Below are 25133 nucleotides of genomic sequence, written 5' to 3'. Positions count from 1 at the left end.
AGCAGGAACTCATCCGCAACCACCAGACGCGCTACCGCGACCAGGTCATACCCACCGCCTGACCGACAGCACCCTCAGAAGATCTGCACCCAACCAGGTTGGCAAACGCTCAGTGCCATCGTCGACCTCTGTGCTTCCGCTGCGGCTTCTGCAGAACGCTGTGCGGCGTTGAGTGTTCGAAGGGCTTCCCAGACCTCCACAGGCAGTTCCTGCAGGAGGAGACGGACGGTGAAGGCGTCCGTCTCACAGTCGAGTACCTCCGCGATCTGCTGACGAACCTTTCGCTCGGCAGCCGTCAGTGATTTCGCCTGGATCTGCATTCCTTGCAGATCCGGCACCTCCAGAACCCAGCTCTCCGCGTTGCGCCGGGCGGCCACCTGGTAGGTGACGGGGTTCTCGGCCGCGAGCTGCGCCAGCAGCCGCTTGCGAGCCATGCCGTTGCTGACTCGGGTGCCGTGCTGGTTCTGAAGGCTGCCCACGGCGTTGTGGCGTGGACGCTCGGCGAGGATCGCCGTGAGTTCGGCCTCCTCCGCGGTCTCACGAGTGTCGAGCCATTCGACTTCCTTCGTGTCGACCTGCGGCCACCACGTATCGCGTTTGTCCCGGGCGTGCTGAGCCCAGCGGCTGCGCGGGTCGCCAGCTATGCCCACGTACAGCAGCGCTTCCTCGGCGTCGTACAGGCGGTACAGCGCGGTGCGGCTCGACCCACCGGGAGTGTCAGAGAGTTTCACGACCGCTTCCCCACCATGCGGCACTGACAGGGGCGATGAGGCCGCGGTCCCGGTCTCCCAGCAGTCGACGTGTGCGCGGACCTCGATCTGGACTGTGTCGCAGAGATTGCGCCAGAGGTGCCATCGGTCGCTGACCTGCACCGCGTCGGGCAGGGCTCGGCGGACGGCTTCGGCATAGGTGGCCGAGCCGTCCCGGCACACGACCTCGGCACCAGGATGTTCGCGCAGCCAGGACTCCAGGGTGGCCGCTTCGCGGTCGGGCAGGACCGCGACGCGTCGGCCGGTCTCAGCGGCCGTGATGATCGTGGCGTAGCGGTGGCGGCGGCGCAGGGGGAAATCGTCCACGCCGATCACCCGCGGGATGGCCTGCTGCGGCAGCGGCAGGCGCCTCAGGTGGCGCAGCGCGGTGCTGCGGGAGACGGGCACGGCCAGCAGGCCGGAAAGGCGTGCGACCGCCCGGCCGCATAACTCCCGCACCACCTGGGATATCTGCCCGACAAGACGCACCGTGCGGCGCTGATGGCGCTCCAGCAGTCCGGGAACCTGCTCGCGGAAGGTCTGCCGCCGGCAGCCCGGGGCCGGACAGGCCAGCCGTCGTATGCACAGGTGGACGACGACCTGGCGGCCGTCGACCGGCACGCCCCTCATCGTTCGGCGGTGATAACCGTGCACCTTCGCCGTCGGCGTCCCGCACACCGGACACGGCACCGCCACGTCCTGGGTCCGGGCCGAGACCACCGCCGCGTCGCCGCCGTCCGCCACGTCCTCGACGACCAGCGCCGCAAGCCCCGAAAACACCGTCCCCATAAGGGGGTTGATATCCACCACCAGATCACGATCAAGGACGGCTACTCGGCGTCACCACCGACTACGGGCCAGACCCGTCGGCCTGGACAGATGCGACCTTCTATCTCACCCCGGCCGAGTCCAGGCAGCGGCATCATCACGCCCTCGCGGCTTAACGATCACGTGTCCGAGATCACGGGGAAACTTCAGAGGACCGGCGACCTGCTGAGGAAGCCTGAACCAGGCAGAGCGCGGCCGTCGGCAACCGGGTTGCCCGGTTTCCGGTCTCCCTCAGAATGCCCGGCCTACCGCCTTCTGCCCCCGTCATTTCTTCGTGGTCCTGCAATGGGCCTGGCGGCCTCCAGACTTGGCATGCCTGGCCCCTGTCGAGCGGATGCCCCGGAGGGTGGTGTCAGCGGTCCCGAGAAGTGCCGTTGGAGACGCTGACGAGAGCTCCGATCGTCGCCCGGCCTTGCAATGCCCGGCCATTCGCGGACGCCAGGTCTGCATAACATCGATGCGTGCGCACGGCGCCTGCCTCCCCGCATCCGGCCTCCCATAGCATGTCCCGTCACGTCGTCGTCCCTCCATAACGTCCCCGCCGGCGAAGTACTCACCCCTCAGCAGATTCTGTGAAATGCCTGGTGTACGCGGCAATTTCCGGATGCAGGAGATTCATGGAACGTCCTCCTCCCGTTGACCAACTCCCCGTACGGTTCGACTCGCTCGCTCCGGCTGAACAGTCGCCGCACGGGCCCATGGAGGAAAGATGTGCAACCATAACCAGCAGAACCCCGACGACCTGTCGGCCGGCGGGGCGGCCGGCCGTAGCCGCCGGTCGTTCCTGCAGACGAGCGGGCTCGCGGGCATAGGGGCCACGGCCCTCGCGGCAGGGGGCGCGACGCCCGCGTTCGCCGCCGCATCGGCCACGTCCGGCCTGGCCTCCGGCGACCCGGCCGCGCGGCAGCGCGGGCGATGGAGGCCGGACACCGAGAGTCGTCAGTTCACGATGGCCGTGATGCCCGACACGCAGTTCCTGTTCTTCGGCGACAGCATCAAGCCCGAGCCTCTGCAGGCGTCGTTCCAGTACATCCTGGACAACGCGAACGCCGAGGGCGACAATATCGTCTTCATGGCCCACCTCGGCGACCTGACCGAGAACGGCACGGCCGCCGAGTTCGCCCACATGGACCAGGTCTTCGGCATGCTGGACCGCGGCGGCGCCGCCTACAGCGTGGTCGCGGGAAACCACGATGTCGGTGGTGACGACCAGCGCGGCAGCACCCCGTACCTCCAGACCCTGGGCCCGAAGCGGTTCAAGAAGTCGCCGTCGTTCCGCGCCGCGACGCCGGACGGCTACAACACCTATCACGTCTTCCGCGCGGCTGGCCGCGAGTGGCTGCTGCTGGCGATGGACTGGCGGCCGTCGGCGGCCGGCTTCGCCTGGGCGAACAAGGTCATCAAGGACCACCCGCACATGCCGGTAATCCTGACGACGCACGAGATCGCCAACGCAAACTACACCGACGACGTGTACCCCGAGGACTACGGGAACGCGGACGACGACGCCGTCCTGAGCGACTTCGGCCACAAGATGTGGGACGAGCTGATCAAGGACAACGACCAGATCTTCCTCACGCTCAACGGGCACTACTGGCCGCCCGCGCGCACCACTATGAAGAACACGGCCGACAACGATGTCCACGTCCACATCACCAACTACCAGAACCGCTACTACGGCGGCGCGGCGATGATCCGCCTGTACCACTTCGACCTCGACCGGAACACGATCGACGTCGAGACCATGGCACCGTGGATCCTGGACCAGAAGTCCGCCGAACGGAACGTGCTCGCTGGGCAGATGGCCCGCCTGACCTCGCCCGTGGACTACTTCTCGGTGGCGATCGACTTCGAGCAGCGATTCTCAGGCTTCATCCCCGTCCCGGTGCGGGCCGCGCGTCCCGCACAGCGCATGATCACGCCCGGTACGCTCGCGTACTGGCGCTTCGACCAGGGCGGCAAGCCGGGTTCGGCGTTCGCCTCCGGCCAGCGCATCCCGGACCTGTCCGGCCACGGCAACGACCTCACCACGCTGGTAACCGTACCGGGTTCCGCGAGCAACGCGCTGGTCTGGTCCGGCGACCACCACCCCGACCAGCCGGGCCACGGGAGCCTGCTCTTCTCCGGCGGCAAGAACCCGCTGCACGGCGCCTACTTGACGACCGGCGACAAGGCCCCGCTCAACTCCGAGACATTCAAGCAAGGTTATACCTTCGAGGCGTTCGTGAAGGTTCCGACCACGTGGTCGTCCGACGACAACTCGTGGATGGCCCTGCTCAGCCGCTGGGGCGAGGCCGGCCAGGCCGGCAAGTCCAACGGCAACACAGACCCGGATGAGCCCATCGTGACCTTCAGCCTCTCCAGCGGACGCGAACCCCAGTGGTGCGTCTATCCGACGAACCTCACGGAGGGGTCCACGAACTGGGGGCACGCCCTGCCGGAGGACGCCTGGTGGCACCTAGCCGTCGTCAACGACGGCCGCCGCACCGTCATGTACGTCGAGGGCTGCGAGACGGTCGACAACCCCTCGACCGTGGCCATCGGTCTGACCACGCTCAACCTGCCCTGGTTGCTGGGCGGTTACGAGTACAGCGGCAGCATCGACCAGATCTTCCACGGCTGGATCGGCGACGTCCGCATCGTCAACCGCCCGCTCAAGGTCAGCGAGTTCATGATCGGCAAGTAATTGCATCCTCCGGCTCTGCCGACCCTCTGGCCGAGTCGCGGCGAGGCGGGGCCCTCGGCAGCCAGCAGAGCGGTCTCCATCTCCTGGGCCGTAAGGTCGGCCGCCGCCTCGTCAGCCGACGCGGCGGACGCAGTTGACCCACCGCCCTGAGTTCCGCACCAGCACCGTTCGCCCACTTGACGTGCTCCCTGGCCTAAAGTCCAAGGATCCCGGCCTGGGTCGTCTGACCCTTCCGGGGGCTTCCTGCCTCACCGCGCTGTGCCGTGATTTTCGTCCTGGTCTTACCAGCGCTCCACGAGGCGTTTAGCGTCTCCGCCCGTCCGGCGACGACGATACGGCGTCCTTCGAAGAGGACGTTGCGGGCTGCGTTGTGGTCACGGTCGTGCACCGTGCCGCACGCCCCGCACGTCCACTGCCGCACGTGCAGGGGCTTGGGACCGTCCCGGAATCTTGATACGGGCCCTGGCCCGGTTCTTCGACCCCTTGGCCTTGCGCGACAGTTCCGCTGAAGACGCTTGAGCTCCGAAGCGGGGACTGTCGATCTGGCTGCCGTCGGACAGGACCGCGAAGGCGGACAGGCCCAAGCCGAACGGCACCCCCCACAGGGCAACCTCCTCCACCATCGCCGGATCACCCTCGGCAGCACGCCAACGGCGCCGGCCGATCAGCACCGCAAGACTGATCCCGACGATGTACATCAGCGCGTAGAAGTGCACGAACAACGGCCCCACATGGAAACCGTTCACCGACGGGGACGGTATCGAAGCGAGCAGCAAAGCCACGAGCGTACGCGGTGCGCCGAGCCGCGCGGGGGGCCTGGCGCAGGGGGCAGCAGGTTCCCGGGCAGCAGGTCGCCGCAAGCAGCTTGCCGAGCTCGATCTTGCAGTCAAGGTTGCGCCTTCCCTCCCCGCCGCGACAGAACCAGTCGGCCGCCTCCGGATCACCGTCTTCTCGGAGCAGTACGTCGAGCCTGCTGGCCGGATTGTCCGCGGACTCCCCGCGAACTTGTCAGTGATCGGTAATGAACGCATCCACCGATCACTTCCCCTCGTCCTGCCAAGTGTTCGGAAAGCGGCCAGGGATCGGCGAGGAACTGCCGGAAAGCGAGGCGGACATGACACGGCACGGCGGCAGACGGAGTTGGTACGGCAAGCTGGTCGGGGCTGCCCTCGGGGTGACGGTGCTGGGCGCCGGGGCCACAGCATGGACCACTCGCTGGGCTGGAACGTGGACTCCAAGGACTTCGAGCGGCCGGGCACGGACGCCGTCGTCGCGACCGTCGAGCGGGAACTGCCCAATGGACCGACGATCCTCTTCCACGGCACCCCTCGCCCTGAAGGCCCTTCACGTGGTGATCTGCCGTCCGGGTTCATACGTCGCGGCGGCGCACGACAACAACCGCGAGCACGACCGCGACGAGCGGCCACACCGCGTACACGCTCCACGAGCCGGGGACCGTGGCGCTGAGCACCGGGGATGTCGGATCCGGCGGCCAATTCTGGACCAGGCGCTTCCAGGCGGTGACGACCATCGCGTGGTTGATGTCGGCGGACCAGCGCTTGGTCTGCGAGAAGATCGTGGGGAGCATCAGCAGCGTGAAGGCGCTGGTGACCATGGTCGCGGCGCTGTGCCGGATCAGCGCGGCGAGGCCGAGACCGATCAGTGCGCAGACCGGCGCCAGCAGCGCGGATGCCACCAGCGCCCGGACTACCCCGGGATGGGTGATCGGAACCCCTGTGTGCCGCCCGTCCAAGATGGCCTGGGAGGTCAGGAAGGAACCGGTGGAGATGACCGTGCCCACGACGGTCCACAACGAGGCGGAGACAACGGCCTTGGCCAGCATCAGTGAGCCGCGGGCGGGGACGGCCACAGTAGTGGTGCGGATCAGGCCGCTGCTGTATTCGCTGACGACGGCAAGGGCCCCGAGGCTGCCGGCGACAAGCATCAGCGTCATGTAGCCGGCCGGCGGGAAGGCATCGAAGGGAAGGAAGACGGGCGGCTGCCGCATGCTCGCGCCGGAGCCGGACAAGTTGTCGTAGTCGGCCAGTGCCGCCACCGCTGAGGACCCGATGACGAACAGGACAGTGAGCGCGATCGTCCACGGAGTGGAACGCAGAGACCACATCTTGATCCATTCAGCGGCGAGCAAGTCGCGGAAGCGGACGGGCGGCTCGGTGACGAAAGCGGTCGGAGTGACGGTGCGGTGCGTGGTCATCGGGGCTGTCCTGCCAGGTATTCGACGCTGTCGGCGGTGAGTTCCATGAACGCCTCCTCCAACGAGGCGGCTTTGGTGGTCAACTCGTTCAACTGGATCTGGTTCTCGAAAGCGAGCGCTCCGATCCGCTCGGCCGGCAGCCCGGTCACCTTGAGCTTCTCGATACCCGCCGCGCCCTCCCGCGCGACCGTAGCGGTCAGCACCGCCGCCAGCTCACCGGCCTGCGGTGTGACCACCACGACGTTGCGCCGGGCGCTGCGGGCCGCGAAGTCGCGTACCGACTCGGCGGCGATGAGGCGTCCTCGGCCGATGACGACGAGTTGGTCGGCGGTGTTCTCCATTTCCGACATCAGGTGGCTGGAGAGGAAGACCGTGCGCCCCTCGGCAGCCAGGCGCCGGAAGAGCCGGCGTACCCAGAGCACACCCTCCGGGTCCATGCCGTTGATAGGTTCGTCGAACATCAGCACAGGCGGGTCGCCGAGGAGAGCGGTGGCGATCCCCAGCCGCTGCTTCATGCCGAGCGAGAACCCGCCGACGCGGCGGGTCGCCACCTCGGCAAGCCCCACCTCCTCAAGCACCTCGACGATCCGGCGACGCGGAAGGGCGTTGCTGCGCGCCAGGGCCGACAAGTGGGCCGCGGCGCTGCGACCGCCATGGGCCTGGGTGGCGTCCAGGAGGGCGCCGACGTGCCGCAGTCCACGGGGATGGGTGCGGAAGGGCACGCCGCTGACGGTGGCGGTGCCGCTGGTCGGCGCGTCCAGACCGAGGATCATGCGCAGCGTGGTGGTCTTGCCGGCTCCGTTCGGGCCGAGGAATCCGGTGACCTGGCCGGGCCGCACGGCGAAGGACAGCTGATCGACAGCGGTCTTGCCGCCGTAACGCTTGGTGAGTTCGTTGACTTCGATCACACGGTCAACCCTGCCGAGAGGAGCCCCGCAGGACATGAGGCCGTGGATGGCAATACCCCCGCCGGGGTAGCCCGTGGGCGTACATCCCGAGGCCGATGTCACGCGGACGGCGCCTGGTTAACCTCACGGTATGGACGACTCATCGACTCCCCAGTCGCCGGCATGCGTATCACCTGGCGATCTCCCTCGCGAAAGGTCACGTCGGTGGTGACGAGGACGAAGGCCGTGTCCTGGCTCGGGGGTGTCCTGTACTTTCTCATCCTTGGTCTGCTGCTGGGGGGCGCGCCGCGGGCCTCAGGCATGGTCCACGGTGTGGGATCGTTACTGGCCGCGAGCCTGCTCGCCGGTGTGCTGCGACGGGTGCCGCTGCTGGCGCCGGCCATGACACTCTTCGGGGCCATCTGCGTGGTAACGGTTTTCCCGCCCCGCCCCGCTACGAGCACGCGCACCGGGCCGTGTCATTTCAGGGCGAGTTCCTGTCGCTCGTGGCGGTGGACCTCGTTCTGGCCTTCATCATCGCCACCCGCACGCGGCGCGCCTCGATCGTCGCCGTGGCCGTGTCTTTCACCGTGCAGCTCCTGCTGATCGGTGGCTTCGCGCACGGAGAGAACCTGACGGTCAACGGCGTGATCGCCCTTCTGGCGATGGCCGCATCCTGCATGGCGGGACTGCTCGGCCGTGAGCGTCGCGAGCACGCGGTGGCGCTTCACGCACAGGAGGTGACCAAGGCCCTGACCGCCGAACGACTGCGGATCGCACGGGAACTGCACGACATGATCGCGCACAGCATCGGCATCATCGCCATCCAGGCCGGGATGGGCAGCCGGGTCATCCGGACACAGCCCGCACAGGCCCGCGAGGCACTGCAAGCCATCGAGGACACCAGCAGACAGACCCTGTCGGGCCTCCGCCGCACGCTGGTGGCGCTCCGTCGGACCGAACCGGAGCCAGCCGCACTGGGGCAGGCCCTCGTCCCCTCGCCGGGGCTGGCGGACATCGAACGGCTCGCGGTGGCGACCGCGGACGCGGGGGTACGCGTCGACGTGCGCTTCAGAGGGGAGCAGCGTCCGTTGCCGGACGATATCGACCTCGCCGCCTACCGCATCGTGCAGGAGGCACTGACCAACGTGGTCCGTCACGCGGGTACCGCACACTGCCGGGTGACCGTCGGCTATGGGGCCGAGGAACTGTCCGTGGAGATCACCGACGACGGGCGCGGCGCCACCGGGAGCGGCCTGGCCCATGGCTTCGGCCTCGTCGGCATGCGCGAACGCGTCGGCATGCTGCACGGCCGCCTCAGCACCGGGACACGTCCCGAGGGCGGCTTCCGGGTGGCCGGACGGCTGCCACTGCCCCAACCCGTCGCAGTCCGACTGGAGGCCCGGTGACCGTCCGGATCGTACTCGCCGACGACCAGCCGCTGGTGCGCTCAGGTCTGCGCGTGCTCATGGCCGATCACCCGGACCTGGAGGTCGTCGGTGAGGCCGCCACCGGCGCCGAGGCGGTCCAACTGGTCGGCGAGATCAGCCCCGACGTCGTGGTGATGGACATCAGGATGCCCGGCATGGACGGCATCGAGGCCACGCGCCGGATCACCGCCGGTCCGGCGATGACCCGCGTCCTCGTGCTGACCACCTTCGACGAGGACGACCACGTGTACGGCGCGCTCCGGGCCGGCGCCAGCGGCTTCGTCGTCAAGGACATGGCGCTGGACGACATCCTCACGGCGATCCGCGTGGTCGCCGCCGGCGACGCACTGATCGCGCCTGGCGTGACGCGCCGCCTGATCGCGGACTTCGCCCGACGCCCCGCGGCTGCACCGGAGCCCTCCCTACGGCCGGTGGAATGCCTCACCGAGCGGGAGCAGGAAGTACTGACCCTGGTCGGACGCGGCCGGTCGAACAGCGAAATCGCCGAGGATCTCTTCATCACGGTGGCCACCGCAAAGTCACACATATCCCGGCTGTTCACCAAACTGGGCGCCCGGGACCGGGTCCAGCTCGTGATCACCGCCTACGAGGCCGGGCTGGTCAAGCCACCCCGCTGACTACGCCGATCAGCACGTCGCTGCCTGCTGTTTCCGCTTGCCTGCTCAGGCAGTCGATGCGAGCGGCGCAAGCCCGAGGCCGCGGGACTGCCCGTCGTCGGTCATCGGCACACACCCGGCCCCGGGTGCCGATGCCCACGGGCTAACCGCCAGGCTCGCCAGTGCGCAGGAACTCTGCCGGCTCGACGGGGGCCGGACCGGCCGTCCGTACTGCGGTGGACAGTTGAGAGCCCACCCACAGTCAGACAACGGCCTATTCGTGGGGATTGAGCGCCTGAACACAGGTGAATCGGTATGCCCCGTCTCCCAAAGAGAGCACGGTACAGCGAAGGGATCAGCAAACACGCAAACGATCGAGTAACGTAACGGGTGCGTCGTCGGCGATGTTGTAGACATGACCGCTCACTGCCGACGTGGTGGCCCATCTGCAGCCGTTGCGCGGGTGCCCAGTTCGCGGCGCAGCGCAGTGACTGGGAGATGCGGGTCGCCGCCACCGTACACGAAGGGCAGCCGGCCGACGCGCACCTCCAGCCAGCAACTCCCGCTCGGCCGCCGCCTTGGACTCGGCGTAGGCGCCCCACAGCTCTCCGCCGGGCCGGATCTCATCATCCTCGGTCATCAGACGGCCCCGCGGTGCCGTACACGACCCCGGTGCTGACCTGCACGAATCGCCGCACACCGGAGGCCGGCGCGGCCCGCCCCAACCCCACCGCCGCATCCCGGTTGACGGCGCACGCCTCCTCGTCCGGTACCCCGCGGAAGGACGCGGCGACGTTCACGACCGCGTCCACCCCGGCCACCGCCTTGCCGAGGGCCTCCTCTTCCCGCTGTTCGCGCTCTGCGTGCCACCGTGGAGCGGCCTCGCCCTGTGCAGGGACCCCGCTGCGGCCGGAGAGCAGACGGCCCGAGCCGTCCGGTTCTCCTGGCCGAGATCCGGGCTCATCGAGGCCGCGGGGAAACCGTTCCACGCCGCGAACTGGCGACGAGCAGGCACGGCGCTTCGATCATGGGTGGCAACCTCCCTGTCGCTCGGCGCCTGACCCTCTGCGCTGCTACGCGGTGACGGACCAGCCTGCAGCCCAGCGAGCTCCTCCATCCGTTGAACCTCCTCCTGGCTCAGGACGGCCGGCTTCACCTCACCCTTCTTGCCCCCACCAGGACTCCCTTGAGGCGTTCCCGGAAGTCGGTCGGCCTCGGCTTCCCCGCCTCCTGCCCGCCATTCGGACATCCCGTCATGGCCTGATTCTCCCCGCACGACTACCCCGAGTCGCTGTTCGACACCGGTGAGGTGATGCTGAACCACGCCACCGCCGGATCTGCCGACAAGCCTGCCCTGGTGCTCAGCCATACGGCTGCTGGCCGACGATTTCGAGGTCTACGCCGTCGGCCTGCGCGGCCAAGGACGCTCCACCCGCACCCCGGGGCGCTTCACGATTGACAACATGCGCAACGACCTGGTCCGGTTCATTTCCGGCCGGATCAGGCGCCCGGTCATCGTGGCCGGCAACTCCTCCGGCGATCTCGTCTCCGCCTGGCTGTCGGCCTACGTTCCACCCGGCATGATCCGCGGCGCGTACTACGAGGACGCGCCGCTGTTCTCTTCTGAGAGGACGACTATGTCGAGATGCTCCGTGCTGTTCGTTGCGATCGGCGAGCTGCTGGAGCGTACGGGAGCGCGGCAGTGGACCGAGCCCGATCTGGTTGAGGCGGAGGACGCGGAGTTCGAGATGTGGGGTTACTCGGGCTTGCACGCCGTTCGTCGTCTCGCCGTCCACCTTGCGGCGGGTGGGCGCGTGCCCGAGCCGTTGCATGAGGCCCAGCGTGCGACTGACGACTCGCTGGGCCTGCACGACATGTCTGCGGCGGAACGCCGGTACGATAAGGAGCACGACCAGGACCGGGACGTGAAGCACGACCAGAGGCACGACCTTACGGGGCCGCTGCGGACGTCGGCGCTTCGGTGTTTGTGCCTGTGTACCGTAGATGGCCACTTTGCAGGGTAGATGGCCAAGGGTTACAGGCTGATTGGCCAGACAGTTTAGCCGAAGCACGATAGCTGTCACCCAGGCAGGCTGTTGTCACCAGGGTTTCCGGACAGGGCGCGCGGGGCTGGAAGCTGCACCAGAGCTGGTGTCTGCAACATACACGTACTGTGGCGGTGGGCCAGTCGGTGGGGCCGGTGCGGCTCCCGGCAGTCACCTGAAACTCACCAGATTCGCGCCTCCGCAACCAACTTCGATGCCACGACGTCCAACTCCACGACGGACGGCTGCCGATCACCCGGGAGAGCACGTGGCGAAGAAAGACCAGAAGACAGACATGGCGACGGAGAAGGACCGCGAAAAGTGGATGGCGCGTTTCCAGGTACGGCTGGCCATGCAGCCGGGCGTGGACCGGGCAGTCGTGCTCCAGGCGGTCAAGGATGTCACGGGGCACTGCGCGGTTACGGGAGAGCACCCGCGGACTGCCTTCGGTGACCCGGACGCCTATGCCGTGCAGGCCGCCGCGCGGCTGGTCCCGGCGGACCGGGCGGCGCGCGCGAAGCAGCACAACGCGTGGGTGGACGCGCTCGACTCCGTGCAGAACAGGACCGGGGGCCTCGCCGGTCTGTGACCGGTCGGAGCGACTGCCGTCATGGCCCGGCGCACAGTTCTGACATGGCTTCCATCCGCCGGGGCCGCTGGGCGGCTCAGGCGGATGGCGGAGCGCCGGAGCCGGTGACACCGATCCTGCTGTGCGCGCCGCTGGTGACAGACAGCGCGCCGCCCCAGCGCCAACGGTCGTGCTTCGCCCGGTCGAAGCCGCAGGTCAGCCGATGCCGTAGGTGACACCTACCGTGCTTCGGCTCAACAGTGCAGCCGATCTGTCCTGGACATGCACGAGGACCTGTCGCGATTCGTGCTGATCACCCTTCACTCAAGCCAAGGCGACCGCATCCTGGACACCGTGCACTTTGCGGTGGATCACGGACTTGTCGGTTACGGTCCCCAGACCGACTCCGCCATCGCGTGACTACCGGCGACGACCACACTGTTGGCATGGGCGTCGCGGCTGATCAGCATCTCCTGGAGCAAGCATGCTGGCCCACCACCAGCTCACTTGCGACCTCCCCGACGGGTCCCGCCCTTTTCGAGCGATCGAGGCACCGGGCCACAGGCTGGAGGCTGCACAACAGGCTCGACTAACAAAGCCTCGCCCACGCCTTGGCGGCGTGACCATCACACCGACGGCGTCCGTCAAAAACGAGCGAGTTCAACGGGAACCTTCGGCCCGGTGCCGGACACATACAGTGCATGGAACTGAACGACGCTGGTCCCACCGCACCTATGGGAGGGATATCCGACCGGGAGTTGTGGGCACGGGCAGTCGACGGCGACCGGGATGCGTTCGGTCGGATCTTCGACCGTCATGCGAAGACCGTTTACAACCACCTGTTCCGGCGGACGGCCGACTGGTCCGAGGCCGAGGATCTCACGGCGACCGTTTTCCTTCATGCCTGGCGTCGGCGGTCGGAGACTGTGCTGGACCGTGAATCTGCCCTGCCGTGGCTGCTCGGCATCGCCGACCGCCTGCTGTCGAACACCAGGCGGCGGCTGCGGCGGGCCGAGGCGCTGCTACACCGGCTCGTCTCGCATGACGAGCCAGTTGTGGGCGACCACGCCGACCGCGTCGCCGGCCTGGTCGACGACGCGCGTCGGATGTCGCAGATCCACCGGGCGCTGGCCCGGCTCCCGCGCCACGAACGCGAGGTCGTCGAGATGTGCATGTGGTCGGGCCTGGATCAGCAGGCGGCCGCGGCGGCGCTGGGGGTGGCGGTCGGAACCGTGAAGTCCAGACTGCACCGGGCACGGCGCAGACTGGGGGCCGACCTCGCCGACGGACCCACGGTTCCGACGTCGTCCAGTTCAAAGAATCCCGTCACCGTGGAGGAGGTCGCACGATGATTGACACGCAGGGTATTCCCGTGCCTCCCCCCGATCGTGATCTGCCGAACCACCGGCGGATCCGAGAGGACCTACTGATGAAGATCGACCCAGAGGATCAGCATACTTCGCTGTCGCGCAGGTGGGGACTGCCGCTGGGCGTTGCCGCCGGTGTCGCGGCAGTGAGCGTCGCGGCAGTGGCCGTCTTCGGCGGGAAGGGGGCCGCCAAGCCGGTCCTGGCCGCCAGCGGTGGAAATCCGACGAGCGCTGCCACATCACCGAGTCCGAGCCCGACGCGGGTCTCCCCGTCAGCCGGGGTCGGCTCGGCGCCGTCCTCGGCCAGTGTGACTTCCGACCCCGCCGCGTTCAAAGTCACCAGCGTGACCACGACCCCGATCGACGCCGGGACCGTCGCCAAGATCCTGGCCTCCTGCCTGGGATCGGACGCCTCGAAATACCACGCGGTGATCGCCGTCCGAACCCCTGTCGCCTCGCAGCACTGGGACGGCGCGGTCATCGCCGTCGACTCCGCCGGCCAGTACGTGCAATGCGAGACCAAGGGCGACCGGGGCACCAGCCAGGACGTCCCGCCGACGTTCATCAACAACCGGCTGTGGGGCACCGGTCACATCGTCGAGTACTTCGACTCCATCGGCGAGCCGGTCGGCCAAGGGCGGTATCTCTCGCTCGGTGCCGGGCACTACACATCGGACGTCGCCAAGATCACCATCAGCTACGGCGACAACCCGAAGCAGTACCCGGCGGTCATGGCGGGCGGCGCATTCTTCTACACGGCGGCCTTCTCCACCGGCACGTCTGCCACCAACCACTTCTCTGCGACGTCGGCCCCGTACGTCCATGCCTACAACGCAGCCGGCAAGGAGATCTACAACCAGAAGAAGGACGCGCAGTTCACCGGCAACCACAAGTAAGCCGGCCTGACAACCGCCCTCACTGCTGCCACGGCGATATTGCCGGGGCAGCAGTGACTGAGCTGATCCCGGTTTTGTGGAGTCCCTGAGCCTTTGCCAACCTGGTTGACCTCCAGCTGAGTTGACGTGGGGGCGGTGCGTGGGAAGGGGTGAAGCTCCTGGTAGATGGGTTGTCGACCAAGATCAACCTGTCCGCCCGGAGCTTCATGTGCTTGTCTACCCATCGGGGATCGATCTGTCCAGCTCGGCCCTTCGCTTCCTGTCCCGGCTCCTGACTGCCCGACGGCGTGAGCTCGGTACCCGATGGCGCCGGCTCCCGGCAGAGCGCCAAGCCCTGCTGGTCCTGGCCCATCTGCGGTGCGGACACACCTACGCGCAGCTCGCCGCCGGCTTCGGCGTCGGAACCAGCACGGTCCACCGGTACGTGGCCGGGGCCGTCGAGGTCCTGGCCGCTCTCGCGCCCGACCTCGCCACGGCCGTCCGGGCTGCAGCGCGCAAGGCGTTCGTGATCCTCGACGGGACGCTGCTGCCGATCGACCGCATCGCCGCCGACCGCCCGTACCACTCCAGTGTTCGGCGGAGAAGTACGCCTAATGGGCAGTGAAACGGGGCACCGCCAGGCCCACCCCGGCCCGTCGAGGCCCTGAAAGAGACTGCGGGCCCCGCTTCAGCAAGCGCCATACATCCTGGTGGTGATCGGTGCCGGGAAGCCGCAGAGTACGCCTGGGGCCTCGAGCCGTTGGACAAGCACCGGCCCCGGTTCCGGACGCGAAGGGCTGTGCTCGAAGGCAGCCCGCGTCGTACTGGCCGCCGCGCCCACCCCGGAACAGGCCGCCAAGCTCACCCGCACCCAGCTGTGCTCGCTCCTGAAGAAGGCCGGCCGCCAGCGCGGCATCGAGGCGGAAGCCGAACGGCTCCGCCAGGCCCTGCGGGTCCCGCAGATGCGGCAGCTTCCGCCAGTCGAACAGGCCACGGGCCGTCAGGCCATCGCTCTGCTGAGACAGCTCGACGCCGCCTGCACCAGCGCGGACGATCTGACGGCTGCTGCGGTGGAGTCTTTTGAAGCACACCCGGACGCCGAGATCATCACCAGCTTTCCAGGGCTCGGGTCTCTCACCGGCGCCCGGGTGTTCGCCGAGATCGGCGACGACCGATCCCGCTTCACCGACGCGAAAGGACTCAAAGCCTTCGCCGGGGCCGCACCGGTCACCCGGGCGTCCGGCAGAAGCCTCGCGGTCATGGCCCGCCGGGTCAAGAACCAGCGCCTGGCCTCGGTCGGCTACGCCTGGGCCTTCGCCGCACTCACCGCCTCACCAGGCGCCCGCGCCCACTACGACCGCCGACGTGCCGACGGCGACCGCCACACCGCCGCCCAGCGCAACCTCTTCAACCGCATGCTCGGCTGCCTCCACCACTGCCTCACCAAACGAACCCACTACGACGAAGCCACCGCATTCCCCGTCCCCCAAGCTCCTCAACTCTCCGTTGCCGCTTGACAGATCAACCGCATCGGATGTCTTGTCCGCACGGAGTTTGACGGGTCGGCGCCGCCGCGGCCCGCGGCGGGAGCGGACGGCGGGTATGCCGCGGATCAGTGGCGAGAGCCAGGCTGTCGTGGGTGTTCGCACCGGACACTGCGACGGCCAGAGGGACGCCCTGGGCCTCGGACCGCACGTGCAGCTTGCTGCCCTTCTTGCCGCGGTCGACCGGGTTCGGCCCGGTCAACGTGCCCCCCTTTTTTGGCTCGGACGGAGGCGGCGTCGACGATCGCCGAGGCCCAGTCCAGCCTGCCCCGCGCACCGAGTTCGTCCAGGACCGCCCGGTGGAGCCGACGCCACAGCCCCGCCCGGCTCCACACGGTGAACCGGCGATGCGCCGTCGCGGGTGAGACGCCGAACGTCTCCGGCAGATGCCGCCAGGCACACCCACTGGTCAACACGTACACGACCGCCGTGAACACGGCTCGCTCATCACACGGAGCGGTCCCGCCACCTTGCGGACGGGACTTGAACGACGGCAGCAACCGACCGACCAGCTCCCACAGACCGTCAGGAACCAGCCGCTGCGACAGATCGACACCCACAAGCAGCAATGATGCCCCAGCTCACCGCATCACCACATGAGACATCCTCTTACTGATCAATTATGTGCGAGAAGTACGTCACTCCCTGCTTGGCTTTCCCGTCGCTTGCGAGGTATGTCGGCGGCCTCTTGGCCGATGCCCCGTCCCTACGGGTGAACCGGCGGGGTGCTTCGCAGGCACGGGCAGCGCTGAAGGCGGTCGAGTGCGGCGGAAGGCGAGTGCGGACAGCCCCCGTTTCGTGGGCCGCGAGCGCGAGTTGCTGCGCGTCACGGACGCTCTCCGGCGGCGGCCCGCCCTGGTGATTATCGAGGGCGAATCCGGCATCGGCAAGAGCCGTCTGGTACGGGAGGCCCTGGCGGCGGTCTGCCCCCCATTCCGTGAGGCGCTGACTCTGGGCCCGATCGTCGACGCGGTACGGCAAGCAGTCGCACCCGCGCCGACCTGGCGGACCTCGAACTGTCGGCACTGGCAGGCACGTTGCGGTCGCATTTCCCCGAGTGGGCGGATGTGCTGCCCCCCACGCCCGAACCCCTGGCCGACGCGGGCGCGGTCCGGCACCGGCTGATCAACGCTTTCGCCGAACTCCTCGGCCTGCTCGGCATCGAGATCCTGGTCCTGGAGGACGTGCACTGGGACGAGGTGACGCTGGAACTGCTGCTGGCCCTCGCCTTCGCGGCAGCCTCAGCCGGTCAGCCTGGTGCTGACGTTCCGCCCTGAGGAAGTGGCCCCTGATTCCCTGCTGCTCCGCCTCTCCTCGTGGATTCCGGGGTACGAGGAGGTCAGCGCGCCTGTCGACCTCGGCGTACTTCCGGTGGCGGCCACGGCGGAACTCGTCTCGTCGATGGTGGACGACGAGCACGTCTCCGTGGCGTTCGCCGGGTTCCTGCACGAGCGGACCGTGGGTGTGCCGCTCGTCCTGGAGGAATGTGTCCGGCTGATGCGTGACCGGGCGCACGTCGTCCAGCGGGACGGCGAGTGGGTGCGGCGCACCCTCGATGAGATCACCGTGCTACCGACTATCCGGGACGCCGTCGCCGAACGAGCGGCCCGGCTGGGACCCGACGCGCAGAAGGTACTGCTGGCCGCCGCCGTGCTCGGCGACCCGGCGGACGAGCATGCCCTCGGCGTGGTCGGCAGGCTGCCGGTGACGGGGGCCCGCGGTCCGTACCGTCGACCGAGGCCGCGGTGGCCGAGGCGGTGCGCATCGGTCTGCTCGTCGAAGAGGCTGCCGGTACGGGCAGGGTCGCCTTCCGGCATGCGCTCGCCGCGCAGGCGGTCTATGACGGAGCACGACTGGCCTACCGCCGCGCGGCCCACCGGCGTGCCGCCGCCCTGCTGGAGACCGTCCGGCCACGGCCGATCGGGAAGCTGGCCCACCACTTCCGCCAGGCCCGCGACACGGCGCGTTGGTGCGCATACACCGAGCAGGCTGCGGACGTGGCGTTCGTCTCCGGTGACCACCCCACCGCCTCACGCTGCTGCACGAGCTGATCAGCGAACCGTCGCTGCCCGCGGGAGCGGTCGCGCCGTTGGTACGGAAGAAGCCGTTCCTGGCGTTCACCGGCTACGCGCGGCGCACCGAGGCCATCGCCGCCCTGCACGCCGTCCTGGAGACGGACCGGCTCAGCGCGCCCGACCGCGCCGCGGTGCGCGGCCAACTGGGCCGGGTTCTCTTCGGTCTCGGCGACTACTCCGCCGCAGCCGCGGAGTTCGAGCTCGTGGTCCCCGACCTCGGCGAGGGCACGTACGTCGACGCCTGGGCGATGACCCTGTTCGGACTGCCATGGGTCAGACCGTGGCCCGTCGTGACCCATCTGCGTTGGCTGGACCTGGCCGAGCGGTTCGCGGCCGGCTGCGAACCGCTGCCGCACGAACGGATGAGCCTTCAGGTGAACAGGATGACAGCCCTGCTCGAACTCGGTGAGGAAGCCGGCTGGGCTCTCGTGCCCGAGCTGAGCGGCGAGGCGTCCGAACCGCAGCTCGCGGTCGAACACGCCCGCGCCGCGCTGAACATCGGTGACTCGGCGCTGCGGTGGGGACGGTATGAGGAGGCGCGCGCCCACCTGACCACCGCCGTGCACGTCGCGGGGAGACACGGCTTGGAGGTGATCCGGATCATGGCGCTGGTGACCTTGCTGCGCCTCGACTACCTCACCGGATCGAGGCAGGGGCTGGCCGAGCAGGCGAGTGAGTGGTCCGAGACCGCTGACGAGCCGGTCTGCCGCCTGGAGGCGTCGCTGCTGACGCCCAGCTCACAGCGGCGGCCAAAGGCGGCGACGAGCGCCTGGAAAACCTGCTGCGGAGCATCTGCGAGAAGGGGGACGTCGCGGCGTCATCGCCGTGTGGCTGGAGTCCGCGGCGGCTCACGCACGTCTGAGGCTGGCCGCGGCCGACGCCGAGCAGGCGCTCGTCCTCACCGAGGACTGCATGCGTCTGATCACGGACAAAGAGATGTGGATCTGGGCGACGGATGTCGCGCCTGTGCGGGTTGCCGCGCTGACGGCACTCGGACTGCGGACGCGGGCGGAGCATGCCGTCGCGGCCTTCGCACAGGGACTGAGCGGACGGAACGCCCCCCCCTGCGCAGGCTGCCCTCAAGGAGTGCCGGGCGATCGTGTGCGAAGCCCGCGGAGACGCCGGGCCGTCGGCGCTGGCGGGTGAGGCGGCACGGGCGTGGGCACGGCTGCCCCGCTCGCGCGAGGAGGCACGGGCCCAGGAGGGTGCCGAGTGGTGTGCCCGTGCGGCACGCGGCGGCCAGCGGCGCGGAGGCCGCCGTGGATACGGCAACCGACTTTCCCCCGCGAGCGCGAAGTGGTGCGGCTGGTGCTGCGGAGTATGGCGAACCGTCAGATCGCCGGTGAACTGTTGAGGTCCCCGAGCACGGTCGGCGACCAGCTGAAGTCGGCGATGCGCAAGTACGGAGTGAGCTCCCGGACAGCGCTGGCCGTGATCGTCAGCCAGGCGGACGGCGAATGAGGCGCCCTTGCCCCCGGGTGCGTTCCCGGCCAGGGGGGAGGGCCCCCTTACCGAGTGCTCGTGCCCGCCGTCGGCGGTGCGGCGTCGAGCAGGACGGCTGCGGCGGCCCGGGCGGTCGTGGCGGCGGACGGGTCGCGGTCCATCCGTGCCGACTGCCCCGCGCCGTCGTACAGCAGATGGAGCTGTCGGGCCAGCGTCTCGGGGGCGGCGTAGCCGGATGCCGTGGCCAGTTCTGTGAACAGGCTGCGGAGCCAGAGACGGTAGGTGTCGGCGACCTGGCGGATCGAGCTGTCCTCGGCCGTCTCGGCGGTGGCCCGCACGAAGGCACAGCCGTTGTACCTGGGGTCGGTGATCGCCTCGCCCAGGGCGTCGAAGACGCCGAGCAACTGCTCGCGCGGGGTGCGGAAGCGGGTCAGGGTCGTGGTGATCCGGTCCCTCATCCGCACGTAGCGCAGCTCCAGGTAGGCGCAGACGAGGCCTTCCTTGCTTCCGAAGGTGTTGTAGAGGGACGCCTTGGCCACTCCGGCGTGCTCGATCACACGGTCGATGCCGACGGTCTGCACGCCTTCACCGTAGAAGAGCTCGTTGGCCGCTTCGAGCAGCCGTTCGCGTGCGGACGGCTTGGTCGCGGTTCTGGTTGCCATGGCCACACCCTTTCAGACAGACCTGTTCATTCTAATGCCGGAGAGCTCCGTCACACCTCTGAGATCGGAGCCACAGGGGCTGCCTCGGAGGGGACATCCGCCGACCGGAGCACCGTCACCTGCTGCACCGGCTCGACCCGGCGGCCACGGAGCAGCAGCCCGGTCAGGGCCGCGAGAGCCAGCACGATGACGGCGATGCCGTACTCCCTGGAGGTCTGGATCAGTCCGCCGCCGTGCACGACCAGGACGCCGGCGATCACGGCCGGCACACCCAGGCCCACGTAGCACACGACATACAGCAGGGAGAGGACTCCGGCCCGCTCATGCGGCTCCACCTGCGGAATGACCAGCCTGATGCCGCCCTGGAACCCGCTTCCGAAACCGACGCCGGAGATCACGCCGCCCACGAAGAAGCCGATCACGGAGAGCGTGCCGCCGGTGCCCGAGCCGATGGACATCAGGGTGATCGCCACGCCGACGACCAGTGTGCCGATGCTGATGAGCATCATGGTCCGGGTCCCGGCGTTGCGCAGCACCACGACGGTCAGACCGGCGCAGCCCGCGATGACGAACAGGGGCAGCCCGCCCCACACCACGGAGGTGGAGTGGACTAGGGTCCGGGTGATGGCCGGGCCGAGTGCGCCGTACAGGCCGGCCAGCGCCCACACCGCGAAGATCACAGGTGCGGCGATGGCCACCGGCCCACGGGCCGACCTGGGCAGCTTGAACTCGGGAACCATGCTGGCCAGCGCGCCCGGCTTGCGGGTCACCGTTTCGTTCAGGGCGAGCACGCCCAGCGCCTGCACCACGAAGACACCGAGAAGCATGACGTAGACGAGATGGGTGGGGGCCGGCAGGTACTGCACGATCAGTCCGGAGGCGAAGGCGCCGCTCGCGGTTCCCAGTGTCGGCGCGAAGGAGTTCAGGAAGCTGCCCTTGTGCGCGTCGATGGCGAGCATTCCGGCGCCGAGCGCACCGACCGCCGCGCCGGTGCTCAGCCCTTGCAGGACGCGGCCGACCAGCAACGTGCCCACGTCACCGGCGGTGATGAACATGACCATCCCCAGTACCTGCACGAGCAGGGCCGTCAGGAGCACCGGGCGGCGGCCCACCTGGTCGGAGATCCTGCCGAAGACCAGGAGTGCGGCCAGTACGGCCACCGCGTAGGTGCCGAAGACGATGGTGATGGTGATGGGGGAGAAGCCCCAGTGCTGCTGGTAGATCGCGTAAAGGGGGGTCGGAGCGCTGGACGACGCCAGCAGCGATATGAGGATCGATGCCAACAGGCATATGGAGGCGTTGGGCCCCAGGATCAGGGCCCGGCGCCGCGGTGCCGCGTGCGCGGGAGATGACTTGACCGGTGCACCCGGTGAGGCGGGTTGACGCGAGGTGGATGCGCGGCTCATGGGTCACTTTCGGGATAGGGCGAAGCGGGCCCTCATATTAGACAGACCTGTCTGACTGGTGCGAGGTCGGAGAGCGTGAGGTGTGTCGCACCAGCCCCATTTGTGGGGGCTGTCGCTGTGTGTGCCGCGGGAGCGGGGTCTGCTGAAGCCGCGGCCGGAGGCACGGCACCCGACGCGGTCGGCGCACCGCTCACGCGGCGGGCCGCGGCGCGCCGGATCCACCCCGAGCAGCGTGGTGGGCGAGGAGGTGACGAACGGGCGGTTATGGTGCTCGCCGGTCGCGAAGACGTCCAGACCGACGTCGTCGGCGAGACGGGGGTGGGGCACGCACCGCAGCTGGAGACGCCGAAGGTCTTCGCGGAACTGCTCACCCGATTCATCGTCGACCTGGGCTGACGGCCCCGCGCTGCCGCCCGGGGAGGACGGTACTGCCCCGGGGAGAACGAGGTCACACTGAGATGCAATCCCATTGGGAGCGTGAGAGCGTGGTGGTGACGGCTGCGGAACCGTCCTCATCCTCGGGCGGCCGGGTTGTGGGCCGGGCGACGAGGGCGACGGCGGCCGCCGCCACCGAGTGGTGCGGAGACAGTGGGGCGACGCTTTCCCGAAGCGAGCACGCCTCCCGGGCGGTGATCGCCGAGAGGCGGCGGGGTGCTTTGGCGAGGGCATGCCGATGCGCCGTGAATTCTTTAAGTGGAAGAACCGAGGTGCGATGAACGCCCAGCAGGTGACATATTCGCCCGAAAGTACCGCCCTGCTGATCATCGATCCGTACAACGACTTCCTGTCGGAGGGCGGAAAGATATGGCCGCAGGTCAAGGAGATCGCGGAGGAGATCGACCTTCTCGACCACATGCGGACGGTGCTCGCTGCCGCCCGCGAACAGGGTTTCCACGTGTTCATCGTGCCTCACCACCAGACGGCGCCAGGAGACTATGAGACCTGGGATCACCTGTCCCCGACCCAGCAGCGCGTCGTCGAGCGGCAGACCTTCGCGGTCGGCAGCTGGGGCGCCGAGTGGCATCCGGACTTCGTGCCGCAGGAGAACGAGCTGGTCATGCGCCAACACTGGGCGTCGAGTGGCTTCGCCAACACGGACCTGGACATGATGCTGAAGCAGCACGGTGTCCAGAAAGTCGTGATCATCGGCATGAAGGCCAACACATGCGTCGACACCACCGCCCGTTTCGGGCAGGAGCTGGGGTACCACGTGACGCTTATCCGCGATGCCATCGGCGCCTTCTCGTGGGACGAGATGAGGGCGACGTTCGACATCAACGGCCCCGCGTACGCCCACGCGATCTTCACCACGGACGAGTTTCTGAACACCTTTCAGAAAACCGCCGCGTAGGCCGACTCGGAACGGGTGCGGCGTGCCGTGCAGCCGGATCTCCAGTCCGGCTGCACTTCAATGGGCATATGCTTGACTAGTCAAGTACTATCGGTTTTCGCAACCAGGAACCAAGGGGCGTCATGGGTAGTGTCACCCCCACCGGGCTGTGGACAGCGGCGGAGCTGCGGCTTCGGGGTGTGTGACCGTCGTTGAACAGCTTCCCGAGCGCAGTCCGTACTCCAAGGGATTCACCGTTCACCCCCGCACCCTGGAGATGTGGGCGTCGCGGGGGATCGCCGACCGTTTCGTCGAGCACGGCAACCGTGTGCCCAGTGGCCGCTTCGGCCTCCTCGACGAGCGAATGGACTTCGGCGCACTGGACACCCCCTTTCCGTACACTCTGATGCTGCCGCAGCCCAAGGTCGAGGAGCTGCTGGAGGAGTACGCGCTGCATCTGGGCGCGGACATCCGGCGCGGTCACACCTTCGCCGGGCTCGAGAACAAGCCGCACTCGGTCGTGGCGAACATCGAGGGCCCCGACATGGGATACGCCCTCGAGGCCGACTATCTGGTTGGCTGCGACGGCACTCGCAGCGCCGTCCGCGAGAGCGCGGGCATCGGCTTCTCCGGAACCGATTCCACCTGGTACGGATGGCTGGCCGACGTCGCGCTCGACGCCCCGCCGCGGCAGGTGCCCTACACTCATGTCAACGCCCGGGGCACCTTGATGGTCGTACCGATGTCGCCCGGCGTGTACCGCGTCGGCGGACTCGACCTGGAGGACCGCAACGCCCAGTGGGACGGGTTACACGGTGGAGGAGCTGCTTGCCAAGGCGGCCGCCGTCGCCGGGACCGACTTCGGCCTGCGCGACCCACTGTGGGTGTCACGCTCCGGCAACGCCGCGAAACTGGCGGACCAGTACCGCAAGGGCCGCGTACTGCTCGTGGGCGATGCCGCTCACCGGCACCTGTCGGCCGGCGGCGTCGGTCTGAACGTCGGTGTGCAGGACGTGTGGAATCTGGGCTGGAAGCTGGCTGCCAGGCCGGGACCTGGCCGACAAGCTCAGCCGCAGCATGGAACAAATCCACGGCTGGCGGGTGCAGATGCTGGCCCGCCTCGGCGAGCAGATGACCGGGACGTGCGCGTCGTGACCGCGGCGATACCGGCGGCCGCTTCCGAGACGGCCACGGCCCCTTCCTGGCCTTGGCCCATTGACCTGGCCCGGTACGACCGTCGCCCCGAACTCACCGAACGCGAGCGTGTAGCACTGACCAGTCTGGGCTGGGAAGTCCGCCGACGCCGCGGCTATGCCCCGGACCGGGTCGAGTGGCGAGCGATCTCCCGTCTGCTCCGCCCGCTCGACGACGCACGAGCCGCGCTTCGGTGGTGCCCGGACACGCCCCCCACCGCCGGGCTGTGACCGACGCCATCGGCCCCGTCCTGCGGCGCTGCCTGGAAGACAGCACGTTGTTCTGGGCGTGGTCGGCAGACGACTGGGTCCGCCTCATCGCCCCTGGCCATAAGGAGTTCAAGGATGCCTGGCCGGGGTGGATCGACGGCACGGTCCGGCCCTACGTGGCCGCGTTCGCCTACCTGCTCGGCGACTTCACCGACTTCCACCGAATCGGCGGGTTCACCGCTTCTCGCTTGCCTGGCGCGTCTTCGGCCAGGAATCGGTCGAGGGGACGATTGCGCAGGTGGCGGCCACCCTCCAGGGCTGGGGCTACCACCCCTCGAACGGCGTCTTCGGCCAGTTCCGCACCGTGCTGGTCCAGATCATGCTGATCAACCGCAGCCCGCTTCTGCAGGACATGACCACCGATGCCTTGCAACGGGCCCGCGAGAGCCCTGCGCTCCCGTCCGGGGCCCGTCGCGGAAACCTCCACGGTGTTCATCGGGCGATCGCCGCCCTCGGACACGCCGGCCCACCGCCCAAGCCCATCCAAGATGCCCGATCTCGAAGGCATTCCCGAGCCCTGGGCCGCGATGGTGGAGCGCTGGCACGACACCTCGACGCTCACGCCGAAGGTCACGAATTCCGGTCCATCGTGGCCAAGGCAGGCCGGTGGCTGGCTGCCGAGCACCCTGAGATCGTCGAACCCGCCCAGTGGACCCGCGAGACCTGCGCGGCCAGGGTCGCGGCGCTGGACGGGATGACCGTCGGCGAGCACTGCAGCGCCGGGCGGGACTCGACAAGCGCGGCGGCCAACCGCTGTCCCCTCGCACGAAGTCCGGCTACCTCACCGCAACCAGGACTTTCTTCAGGGACTGCCAGGAGTGGGAGTGGATTCCCCGCCGCTTCGACCTCGTTCGCGCGCTGGCCACGCCCAGGAGCGTCGTGGCGCTGATCGGCCCTAAGGGCGTGCAGATCTTTAATTCGTGGCTTTCTGTTCGGTGGTTCG

The 25133-nt window shown here is 68.5% G+C and carries 24 protein-coding genes and 7 pseudogenes; 19 read left to right on the top strand and 12 right to left on the bottom strand.

The window, feature by feature from the left end; translation table 11 throughout:
* Positions 1-74 precede the first annotated feature (74 nt).
* Positions 75-1529, bottom strand: coding sequence for an ISL3 family transposase (locus tag ACFC09_RS37040; RefSeq protein ID WP_376535851.1), 1455 nt, complete (start codon positions 1527-1529; stop codon positions 75-77).
* A 757-nt stretch (positions 1530-2286) separates the two neighbouring features.
* Here ACFC09_RS37040 and ACFC09_RS37035 point away from each other — a divergent pair.
* Complete coding sequence (locus tag ACFC09_RS37035) at positions 2287-4263, top strand: LamG-like jellyroll fold domain-containing protein (protein WP_376535844.1); 1977 nt, start codon at positions 2287-2289, stop codon at positions 4261-4263.
* A 193-nt stretch (positions 4264-4456) separates the two neighbouring features.
* Here ACFC09_RS37035 and ACFC09_RS37030 read toward each other — a convergent pair whose 3' ends face one another.
* Both ACFC09_RS37030 and ACFC09_RS37025 read right to left on the bottom strand, forming a co-directional pair.
* A complete protein-coding gene (locus ACFC09_RS37030) occupies positions 4457-4684 on the bottom strand; it encodes a zinc ribbon domain-containing protein (protein WP_376535842.1) in 228 nt (75 codons plus the stop codon).
* Positions 4638-5039 (bottom strand): prolipoprotein diacylglyceryl transferase family protein, encoded by a 402-nt coding sequence (locus ACFC09_RS37025; protein ID WP_376535840.1) that lies wholly within the window; start codon positions 5037-5039, stop codon positions 4638-4640. The genes ACFC09_RS37030 and ACFC09_RS37025 overlap by 47 nt, the downstream gene beginning before the upstream one ends.
* A gap of 439 nt (positions 5040-5478) precedes the next feature.
* On the opposite strand from ACFC09_RS37025, the pseudogene ACFC09_RS37020 reads away from it, so the two are divergent.
* Positions 5479-5583: pseudogene (locus tag ACFC09_RS37020) on the top strand (polysaccharide deacetylase family protein); the annotation flags it as partial.
* Positions 5584-5632: 49 nt separating this feature from the next.
* On the opposite strand, the gene ACFC09_RS37015 reads toward ACFC09_RS37020, so the two are convergent.
* Together ACFC09_RS37015 and ACFC09_RS37010 are read right to left on the bottom strand one after the other, a co-directional pair.
* Positions 5633-6478: an ABC transporter permease gene (locus tag ACFC09_RS37015; protein WP_376535838.1), complete on the bottom strand. Its 846-nt coding sequence runs from the start codon at positions 6476-6478 to the stop codon at positions 5633-5635.
* The gene (locus ACFC09_RS37010; RefSeq protein WP_376535836.1) at positions 6475-7386 is read right to left on the bottom strand and encodes an ABC transporter ATP-binding protein; all 912 of its coding nucleotides are present in this window, start codon (positions 7384-7386) and stop codon (positions 6475-6477) included. The genes ACFC09_RS37015 and ACFC09_RS37010 overlap by 4 nt, the downstream gene beginning before the upstream one ends.
* 455 nt (positions 7387-7841) lie before the next feature.
* Between ACFC09_RS37010 and ACFC09_RS37005 the strand changes: the two genes are divergently transcribed.
* Both ACFC09_RS37005 and ACFC09_RS37000 read left to right on the top strand, forming a co-directional pair.
* Positions 7842-8774 carry a sensor histidine kinase gene (locus ACFC09_RS37005; protein WP_376535834.1) on the top strand — a complete coding sequence of 311 codons (933 nt, stop codon included), beginning with the start codon at positions 7842-7844 and terminating at the stop codon, positions 8772-8774.
* A complete protein-coding gene (locus tag ACFC09_RS37000; protein WP_376535832.1) occupies positions 8771-9433 on the top strand; it encodes a response regulator in 663 nt (220 codons plus the stop codon). Before ACFC09_RS37005 ends, ACFC09_RS37000 begins: the two co-directional genes overlap by 4 nt.
* Before the next feature lie 352 nt (positions 9434-9785).
* On the opposite strand, the pseudogene ACFC09_RS36995 reads toward ACFC09_RS37000, so the two are convergent.
* Positions 9786-10401: pseudogene (locus ACFC09_RS36995) on the bottom strand (NAD-dependent epimerase/dehydratase family protein); the annotation flags it as partial.
* 348 nt (positions 10402-10749) lie between these two features.
* Here ACFC09_RS36995 and ACFC09_RS36990 point away from each other — a divergent pair.
* The 3 genes from ACFC09_RS36990 to ACFC09_RS36980 all read left to right on the top strand — a co-directional run bounded on the left by ACFC09_RS36990 (position 10750) and on the right by ACFC09_RS36980 (position 13377).
* A complete protein-coding gene (locus ACFC09_RS36990) occupies positions 10750-11436 on the top strand; it encodes an alpha/beta fold hydrolase (protein ID WP_376535849.1) in 687 nt (228 codons plus the stop codon).
* A 289-nt stretch (positions 11437-11725) separates the two neighbouring features.
* On the top strand, positions 11726-12046 hold the full coding sequence (locus tag ACFC09_RS36985; RefSeq protein WP_376535830.1) for a hypothetical protein: 321 nt from the start codon (positions 11726-11728) through the stop codon (positions 12044-12046).
* Between the two features lie 680 nt (positions 12047-12726).
* Positions 12727-13377, top strand: coding sequence for an RNA polymerase sigma factor (locus tag ACFC09_RS36980; RefSeq protein WP_376535828.1), 651 nt, complete (start codon positions 12727-12729; stop codon positions 13375-13377).
* A 97-nt stretch (positions 13378-13474) separates the two neighbouring features.
* On the opposite strand, the gene ACFC09_RS36975 is transcribed toward ACFC09_RS36980, so the two are convergent.
* On the bottom strand, positions 13475-13744 hold the full coding sequence (locus ACFC09_RS36975; protein ID WP_376535826.1) for a hypothetical protein: 270 nt from the start codon (positions 13742-13744) through the stop codon (positions 13475-13477).
* On the opposite strand from ACFC09_RS36975, the gene ACFC09_RS36970 reads away from it, so the two are divergent.
* The 3 genes and pseudogenes from ACFC09_RS36970 to ACFC09_RS36960 form a co-directional block, all read left to right on the top strand.
* The gene (locus tag ACFC09_RS36970) at positions 13737-14288 is read left to right on the top strand and encodes a hypothetical protein (protein WP_376535824.1); all 552 of its coding nucleotides are present in this window, start codon (positions 13737-13739) and stop codon (positions 14286-14288) included. The genes ACFC09_RS36975 and ACFC09_RS36970 overlap by 8 nt on opposite strands.
* A gap of 208 nt (positions 14289-14496) precedes the next feature.
* Positions 14497-14889: pseudogene (locus ACFC09_RS36965) on the top strand (transposase family protein); the annotation flags it as partial.
* A gap of 172 nt (positions 14890-15061) precedes the next feature.
* Positions 15062-15784 (top strand): annotated as a pseudogene (locus ACFC09_RS36960) (transposase); the annotation flags it as partial.
* A 95-nt stretch (positions 15785-15879) separates the two neighbouring features.
* On the opposite strand, the gene ACFC09_RS36955 reads toward ACFC09_RS36960, so the two are convergent.
* The gene (locus ACFC09_RS36955) at positions 15880-16371 is read right to left on the bottom strand and encodes a transposase (RefSeq protein ID WP_376535822.1); all 492 of its coding nucleotides are present in this window, start codon (positions 16369-16371) and stop codon (positions 15880-15882) included.
* Positions 16372-16435: 64 nt separating this feature from the next.
* On the opposite strand from ACFC09_RS36955, the gene ACFC09_RS36950 reads away from it, so the two are divergent.
* The 4 genes from ACFC09_RS36950 to ACFC09_RS36935 all read left to right on the top strand — a co-directional run bounded on the left by ACFC09_RS36950 (position 16436) and on the right by ACFC09_RS36935 (position 19347).
* Positions 16436-16936, top strand: a complete 501-nt coding sequence (locus ACFC09_RS36950) for an AAA family ATPase (RefSeq protein ID WP_376535820.1) — start codon at positions 16436-16438, stop codon at positions 16934-16936.
* Positions 16879-17088, top strand: a complete 210-nt coding sequence (locus tag ACFC09_RS36945) for a hypothetical protein (protein ID WP_376535818.1) — start codon at positions 16879-16881, stop codon at positions 17086-17088. Before ACFC09_RS36950 ends, ACFC09_RS36945 begins: the two co-directional genes overlap by 58 nt.
* A 468-nt stretch (positions 17089-17556) precedes the next feature.
* On the top strand, positions 17557-17862 hold the full coding sequence (locus tag ACFC09_RS36940; RefSeq protein WP_376535816.1) for a hypothetical protein: 306 nt from the start codon (positions 17557-17559) through the stop codon (positions 17860-17862).
* Positions 17863-19044: 1182 nt separating this feature from the next.
* Positions 19045-19347 (top strand): response regulator transcription factor, encoded by a 303-nt coding sequence (locus ACFC09_RS36935; protein WP_376535814.1) that lies wholly within the window; start codon positions 19045-19047, stop codon positions 19345-19347.
* 47 nt (positions 19348-19394) lie between these two features.
* Here ACFC09_RS36935 and ACFC09_RS36930 read toward each other — a convergent pair whose 3' ends face one another.
* The 3 genes and pseudogenes from ACFC09_RS36930 to ACFC09_RS36920 form a co-directional block, all read right to left on the bottom strand.
* Positions 19395-19991 (bottom strand): TetR/AcrR family transcriptional regulator, encoded by a 597-nt coding sequence (locus ACFC09_RS36930; RefSeq protein ID WP_376535812.1) that lies wholly within the window; start codon positions 19989-19991, stop codon positions 19395-19397.
* A 50-nt stretch (positions 19992-20041) separates the two neighbouring features.
* Positions 20042-21274: an MFS transporter gene (locus tag ACFC09_RS36925; RefSeq protein WP_376535810.1), complete on the bottom strand. Its 1233-nt coding sequence runs from the start codon at positions 21272-21274 to the stop codon at positions 20042-20044.
* 330 nt (positions 21275-21604) lie between these two features.
* A pseudogene (locus tag ACFC09_RS36920) lies at positions 21605-21706 on the bottom strand (LLM class flavin-dependent oxidoreductase); the annotation flags it as partial.
* Here ACFC09_RS36920 and ACFC09_RS36915 point away from each other — a divergent pair.
* The 5 genes and pseudogenes from ACFC09_RS36915 (at position 21662) to ACFC09_RS36895 (ending at position 24151) form a co-directional block, all read left to right on the top strand.
* On the top strand, positions 21662-21793 hold the full coding sequence (locus tag ACFC09_RS36915) for a hypothetical protein (RefSeq protein WP_376535857.1): 132 nt from the start codon (positions 21662-21664) through the stop codon (positions 21791-21793). The pseudogene ACFC09_RS36920 and the gene ACFC09_RS36915 overlap by 45 nt on opposite strands.
* A 316-nt stretch (positions 21794-22109) precedes the next feature.
* The gene (locus ACFC09_RS36910) at positions 22110-22748 is read left to right on the top strand and encodes an isochorismatase family cysteine hydrolase (protein WP_376535808.1); all 639 of its coding nucleotides are present in this window, start codon (positions 22110-22112) and stop codon (positions 22746-22748) included.
* A 148-nt stretch (positions 22749-22896) separates the two neighbouring features.
* Positions 22897-23466 (top strand): annotated as a pseudogene (locus ACFC09_RS36905) (FAD-dependent monooxygenase); the annotation flags it as partial.
* 76 nt (positions 23467-23542) lie between these two features.
* Positions 23543-23710 (top strand): annotated as a pseudogene (locus tag ACFC09_RS36900) (FAD-dependent monooxygenase); the annotation flags it as partial.
* Between the two features lie 159 nt (positions 23711-23869).
* Positions 23870-24151: a hypothetical protein gene (locus ACFC09_RS36895; RefSeq protein ID WP_376535855.1), complete on the top strand. Its 282-nt coding sequence runs from the start codon at positions 23870-23872 to the stop codon at positions 24149-24151.
* Between the two features lie 169 nt (positions 24152-24320).
* On the opposite strand, the gene ACFC09_RS36890 is transcribed toward ACFC09_RS36895, so the two are convergent.
* Positions 24321-24815 (bottom strand): hypothetical protein, encoded by a 495-nt coding sequence (locus ACFC09_RS36890; RefSeq protein ID WP_376535806.1) that lies wholly within the window; start codon positions 24813-24815, stop codon positions 24321-24323.
* Between the last annotated feature and the right edge of the window lie 318 nt (positions 24816-25133).

Source organism: Streptomyces sp. NPDC056161, assembly GCF_042268025.1.
Lineage (GTDB): Bacteria > Actinomycetota > Actinomycetes > Streptomycetales > Streptomycetaceae > Streptomyces.
Note: the sequence above shows the minus strand (reverse complement) of the source record. Positions and strands in the feature narration are given on the sequence as shown.

What these genes read in the sequence shown, in the direction of transcription:
- ACFC09_RS36915 (WP_376535857.1), top strand. Translation starts at nt 21,662, where the DNA reads ATGGTGCTCGCCGGTCGCGAAGACGTCCAGACCGACGTCGTCGGCGAG.
- ACFC09_RS36910 (WP_376535808.1), top strand. Translation starts at nt 22,110, where the DNA reads ATGAACGCCCAGCAGGTGACATATTCGCCCGAAAGTACCGCCCTGCTG.
- ACFC09_RS37015 (WP_376535838.1), bottom strand. Translation starts at nt 6,478, where the DNA reads ATGACCACGCACCGCACCGTCACTCCGACCGCTTTCGTCACCGAGCCG.
- ACFC09_RS36930 (WP_376535812.1), bottom strand. Translation starts at nt 19,991, where the DNA reads ATGGCAACCAGAACCGCGACCAAGCCGTCCGCACGCGAACGGCTGCTC.
- ACFC09_RS36980 (WP_376535828.1), top strand. Translation starts at nt 12,727, where the DNA reads ATGGAACTGAACGACGCTGGTCCCACCGCACCTATGGGAGGGATATCC.
- ACFC09_RS37035 (WP_376535844.1), top strand. Translation starts at nt 2,287, where the DNA reads ATGTGCAACCATAACCAGCAGAACCCCGACGACCTGTCGGCCGGCGGG.